The sequence below is a fragment of the Roseofilum acuticapitatum BLCC-M154 genome (assembly GCF_030068475.1).
GTDB classification, from domain to species: Bacteria; Cyanobacteriota; Cyanobacteriia; order Cyanobacteriales; family Desertifilaceae; genus Roseofilum; species Roseofilum acuticapitatum.
This window is the reverse complement of sequence record NZ_JAQOSP010000084.1, coordinates 1-5520: the sequence shown is the minus strand read 5'-3', so window position 1 is coordinate 5520 and position 5520 is coordinate 1. Positions and strand designations below refer to the sequence as shown.

Here is a 5520-nt window from a genome sequence, read left to right as displayed (position 1 = left end):
ATATCAAGTTCGCTTATTCATGTCCGCGAAGCGGAAATACCCTAATTAAAAATCCAGGGAGCAAGATGCTCCCACTCCAGTCAGATCAAAGAATTCGAGGAGTGCGGGCATCTTGCCCGCTTCTTAACAAATTTTCATGTCCGCTTGCAGAAACCGGACTTGATATAAAACCCTTTAATAAACTCGTCCTTTCCAACTGCCGCCCCGCCCTTGCCAATGACGCAAAGCTGAGTCTAGAGTCATGAGCATATAAAAGGAGGCGATCGCCGGTAGCGCCAAACCGGTTAAGGGAAATTGGTGATAGAGCTTTGCTGTGGGAGCATAGGCGATCGCCATCAACCCCCAAGTCAACCCGGCGATCGCCGCTAAAACCGGCACACCATTGCCCACCCCCCATACCCAACCCACCACGGGCAACAGATACACCAGCCCCATCCCCAAAAGGGTTCCCAGCAACAACCCAGGAGAATAATTCAGTTGGGTAAAAGCCGTCCGAGCCACCATATCCCAGATCGGCTTTAAGCTAGAATAAGCTCGCAAGCTGTAAGTTGTCTCACTTAAACCCAACCAGATGCGCCCAGAACCCGTAGACTTGACCGCTTGAGCCAGGGTACAGTCATCAATCAGAGCATCGCGCAAACTCTGCAAGCCCCCAATCCGGTTGAGCGCTTCAGGAGTGATTAAAATACATCCACCAGCCGCCGCAGCCGTAGATTTACGGGGATTATTCACCCAAGCAAAAGGATAGAGTTTCTGGAAAAAGAAGACAAAAGCAGGAATCAGCAGATGTTCCCAAACGCTTTCACAGTGCAATTTAACCATCACTGACACCAGCTCTAGATCCTCCCCTTGAGCTTTGCGAACCAATTGGCTTAAATGCTCCGGAGAATGTTCAATATCCGCATCGGTGAACAGATAATAATCTGGCAGAGAACTTTGAGATTGATAGAAGTTTACCCCCTGTTCCATCGCCCAGAGTTTCCCCGTCCATTCAGGGGGTAAAGGTTGAGCAGAAATCACCGTCACCCCATCAAAGGCTTGAGCTTGAGTCGCTGTATCATCGGTGCTGTGGTCATCAATAACTAGAATAGAGTAGCTGCCAGCATAGTCCTGATTGACCAGCGATCGCAAACTTTGGGTAATCCCTTCCGCTTCATTGCGAGCAGGTATAATAATGCCCACCTGGGGATAGGGGTTCACCAGTCGCTCTGGCTCATCCTTAACCCAACCCTCCAACCGTTGATTCGCCCGCCAAAACCCGCCCCAAAAACAGAGTAAAATCACCCAAATTAGGGCCGATACACTCAGACTAATGATTAATATCATGGGATTAAAAATCAAAAACTAAAAACCCTCCTTCTACCCCATCTCCCTGTCTCCATCCCCCCATTCCCGCATCCTTTGCTTTAATGGAGGATGGACTATCAATCATCTCAAGAGGAGTAATCATAAAATGATGGTGGAGGCAGTGACGGTAAAAACGCCAGCAACCACAGCCAACTTAGGGCCGGGCTTTGATTGTATGGGGGCAGCGCTAACATTGTATAATGAGTTCCGCTTTTCCCCCCTTTCCGGCGAGGGTTCCCTAGAAATCGACATCCAGGGCATTGATGTCATGCATCTGACAACTGAGGCGGATAACCTGGTGTATCAAGCCTTTAAGCGCTTTTATGACCACTTGGGGAAAAAAACCCCAGGGGTAAAGATTGAGATTGATATGGAAGTGCCTTTAGCACGGGGATTAGGCAGTTCAGCCACTGCCATCGTCGCCGGATTTGTGGCAGCGAATCATTGGGCAGGCAGCCCCTTAAAGCAAAGCGAAGTGATGGAATTGGCGATCGCCCTAGAAGGACACCCTGATAATGTGGTTCCCGCTCTCTTAGGAGGATGTCGTTTAGCCACCACCGGAGAAAGCGGCTGGGTGATCTGTGATATTCCCTGGGATGAGAGTATTATTCCCGTGGTCGCCATTCCCAATTTTGAGTTATCCACCGCCGACGCACGCAAGATTTTACCCACCGGGTACGATCGCCAAGATGCCATCTTTAATATGAGCCATGTGGGTTTATTGGTGCGGGCCCTAGAAACCGGAAACCCAGAATGGTTAAAACGGGCCCTAGAAGACCGCATTCACCAACCCTATCGTAAAAGTTTAATCCCTGGTTACGATGAGGTTAAGGAAGCGGCCCTAGATGCGGGCGCTCTAGGGTTAGCCATTAGTGGGGCTGGCCCGACCTTAATTGCTCTCGTTCAGGGCGATCGAGCGCCCGATGTGGCGATCGCCATGGTCGAAACCTGGAAAACCCATGGCTTCCATATTGATACCTTATCCCTGATGCTCGATCGCAAAGGGACAACCCTTGAGCCAGCCTAAAACCAGATTCATAAAGACAAGAAAAGTTTTGTAGTCTAAACCACACAAAAACCCGCAAATTCGATTAAAATTGATGGTTTATCAGATTACTTAATGTTTTCTTAACTCAGGTAAGAGGAGTGTAACCGTATGGCACATCGTATTGGTCGGCGTAAGTTTCTAGTCTACGGTTCTGCGGCCGTAGGCACGAGTCTTTTACTCAAAGCTTGTGGCAGTCCCCCAGAAACAACCGAGGAAACTACAGGGGAAGGTTCCCCAGTTGCACAAAGTAACAGTAATACAGGGGCAGCAGGCGATACGATCAAAGTCGGTATTTTGCACTCCCTGAGTGGAACCATGGCCATTAGTGAAAAAAGTGTGGTCGAATCTACTCAACTGGCGATCGAGCATATTAACGAAATGGGTGGGGTGTTAGGGAAACAAATCGAGGCAGTTGTTGAAGATGGTGCGTCTGACTGGCCCACCTTTGCTGAAAAAGCCCGCAAATTGATCGATCAAGACCAAGTAGTAGCGATTTTTGGCTGTTGGACTTCCGCCAGTCGCAAGGCCGTGTTACCCGTCTTTGAAGAAAAAGACCATATGCTTTGGTATCCTGTCCAGTATGAAGGCCAGGAATGTTCCAAAAATATTTTCTATACCGGCGCTGCGCCCAACCAACAAATTGAGCCTTCTGTAGATTGGTTATTACAGGAAAAAGGGACAGAATTCTTCTTAGTCGGTTCTGACTATGTATTCCCCCGTACCGCCAATACCATCATTAAAGAGCAATTGGCGGCGAAAGGAGGAACCACGGTCGGAGAAGATTATTTACCCTTGGGGAATACAGAAGTAACCCCCATTATTACCAAAATTCGCCAAGCTCTGCCGGATGGTGGTGTAATTTACAATACCCTGAATGGGGATAGTAATGTGGCTTTCTTTAAGCAGATGCAAGGAGCTGGACTGACTCCAGATAAGTATCCGGTGATGTCAGTCAGTATCGCCGAAGAAGAGGTTAAAGCGATCGGTGTGGAATACCTCAAAGGTCAGTATGCGGCTTGGAATTACTTTATGACTGTAGAGAATGAAGCCAATGAAAAATTTGTCGCGGACTTTAAGGCCAAATATGGAGCAGAGCGGGTAACGAATGACCCCATGGAAGCGGCTTATATTGGCGTACATATCTGGAAACAGGCGGTAGAAACGGCAGGAACGGCTGATGATCTAAATGCAGTTCGTGAAGCGGCCTATGGTCAAAGCTTTGATGCTCCAGAAGGCCCCGTAATGATGAATAATAGCCATCATTTATCCAAGTGGGTACGCATTGGAGAAGTGCGCGATGATGGTCTGTTTGAAATTGTGAATGCAACTGATAGTGCAGTTTCTCCCCTTCCTTGGAACCAGTTTGTAGCTGAAACCAAAGGCTTTGCTTGTGACTGGTCAGATAAGGCGAAAGGAGGCAAGTACAAGATTTAGAATTAACAATTAACAGTGAAGAATTGTTAGTTAGTAGTAGGGTGGGCATTGCCCACCCTATCCATTTTATTCATGAGTTGGGAGAAAACAGTGCAACTATTACTCGAAGGAATCTTTAACGGGATTAGTATTGGCTCAGTTTTACTCATTGCTGCCCTAGGTCTAGCGATTATTTTCGGCTTAATGGGTGTGATTAATATGGCTCACGGCGAGTTGATGATGCTGGGAGCCTATACCACGTTTGTGGTGCAAAATGGCTTTAGGGCTATGGGCGATCAATTTTTTGAAGTCTATATCTTTTTTGCCTTGCCTGCGGCGTTTGTGGTGGCCGCAATCATGGGGATTATTTTAGAGCGGGGGGTGATTCGATTTTTGTATGGCCGCCCCCTAGAAACTTTGTTGGCAACCTGGGGTGTGAGCCTAATTTTACAACAGTTTGTCCGGAGTGTGAGTTGGCAAATGGTGGCAGGGTTAGGGGTATTTTGCCTGCTGTTTTTTGGCGGATGGTGGTTTGTGTCCCGTCGCCCGAATTTTGTGCAGATTCGCAAATGGGCTATTTCTCTGCTTCTCCCCCTCTCTGCGGGTATCGCCATCACCACAGGCGCAATTCTCGGCAATATCTTCAAACTCACAGTCACTCAACCCTGGTTTGGGGCGCAAAATGTGGATGTTACTGCCCCTTCCTGGTTACGCGGGGGGATTCCGATTCTCAACTTCCAACTCCCCTATGCCCGATTATTTATCATGGGCTTAACGGCGATCTGCGTGCTGGGGATTTATGTCTTTTTACAGCGATCGCCCTGGGGCTTACGCATCCGTTCCGTCACCCAAAACCGCACCATGAGTTCCTGCTTAGGCATTCCCACCAACCAAGTAGACGCGCTTACCTTTGCCCTCGGTTCAGGATTAGCAGGAGTGGCTGGATGTGCCATCAGTTTACTCGGTTCCGTGGGGCCGAATACGGGACAAAACTATATTGTTGATGCCTTTATGGTCGTTGTTGTGGGTGGTGTGGGTAAATTAGTCGGCAGTTTAGTCGCTGCCTTATTTATTGGTACATTAAATTATCTCATCGGTTCGGGAACTCTCGCCCTGGTTGCTACTCCTATTCAACCCATCGCTGACTTCTTTACCTTTTTCGCTACCACCAGCATGGCAAAGGTGATGGTATTCGCCTTTATTATTGCCTTTTTGCAAGTCCGTCCGGCAGGAATTTTCCCGCAAAAAGGGCGCACTGTGGATGCTTAAAGAAATGGGGGAGTGGGGGAGCCGAAATTAAAAACGTAGGGAGCGAGAGATTAAAAACGTAGGGAGCGAGAGATTAAAAACGTAGGGAGCGAGAGATTGAAAACGTAGGGAGCGAGAGATTGAAAACGTAGGGAGCAAGATGCTCCCACTCCAGTCAGATCAAGGGATTCGAGGAGTGCGGGCATCTTGCCTGCTTCTTCATATCAAGTTCGCTTATTCATGTCCGCGAAGCGGAAATACCCTAATTAAAAATCCAGGGAGCAAGATGCTCCCACTCCAGTCAGATCAAAGAATTCGAGGAGTGCGGGCATCTTGCCCGCTTCTTCATATCAAGTTCGCTTATTCATGTCCGCGAAGCGGAAATACCCTAATTAAAAATCCAGGGAGCAAGATGCTCCCACTCCAGTCAGATCAAAGAATTCGAGGAGTGCGGGCATCTTGCC

The 5520-nt window shown here is 48.3% G+C and carries 4 protein-coding genes; 3 read left to right on the top strand and 1 reads right to left on the bottom strand.

Annotated elements, in window-relative coordinates:
• Positions 1-174 precede the first annotated feature (174 nt).
• Entirely contained in the window at positions 175-1326 is a 1152-nt protein-coding gene (locus tag PMG71_RS12245) for a glycosyltransferase (protein WP_283753975.1), read from the bottom strand.
• Between the two features lie 127 nt (positions 1327-1453).
• On the opposite strand from PMG71_RS12245, the gene thrB reads away from it, so the two are divergent.
• From thrB to urtB, 3 genes are all read left to right on the top strand, one after another.
• Positions 1454-2374, top strand: coding sequence for a homoserine kinase (gene thrB / locus PMG71_RS12240; protein WP_283753974.1), 921 nt, complete (start codon positions 1454-1456; stop codon positions 2372-2374).
• Between the two features lie 129 nt (positions 2375-2503).
• Positions 2504-3829, top strand: a complete 1326-nt coding sequence (gene urtA, locus PMG71_RS12235) for an urea ABC transporter substrate-binding protein (RefSeq protein WP_283753973.1) — start codon at positions 2504-2506, stop codon at positions 3827-3829.
• Positions 3830-3919: 90 nt separating this feature from the next.
• A complete protein-coding gene (gene urtB, locus PMG71_RS12230) occupies positions 3920-5077 on the top strand; it encodes an urea ABC transporter permease subunit UrtB (RefSeq protein WP_283753972.1) in 1158 nt (385 codons plus the stop codon).
• Positions 5078-5520: the final 443 nt, after the last annotated feature.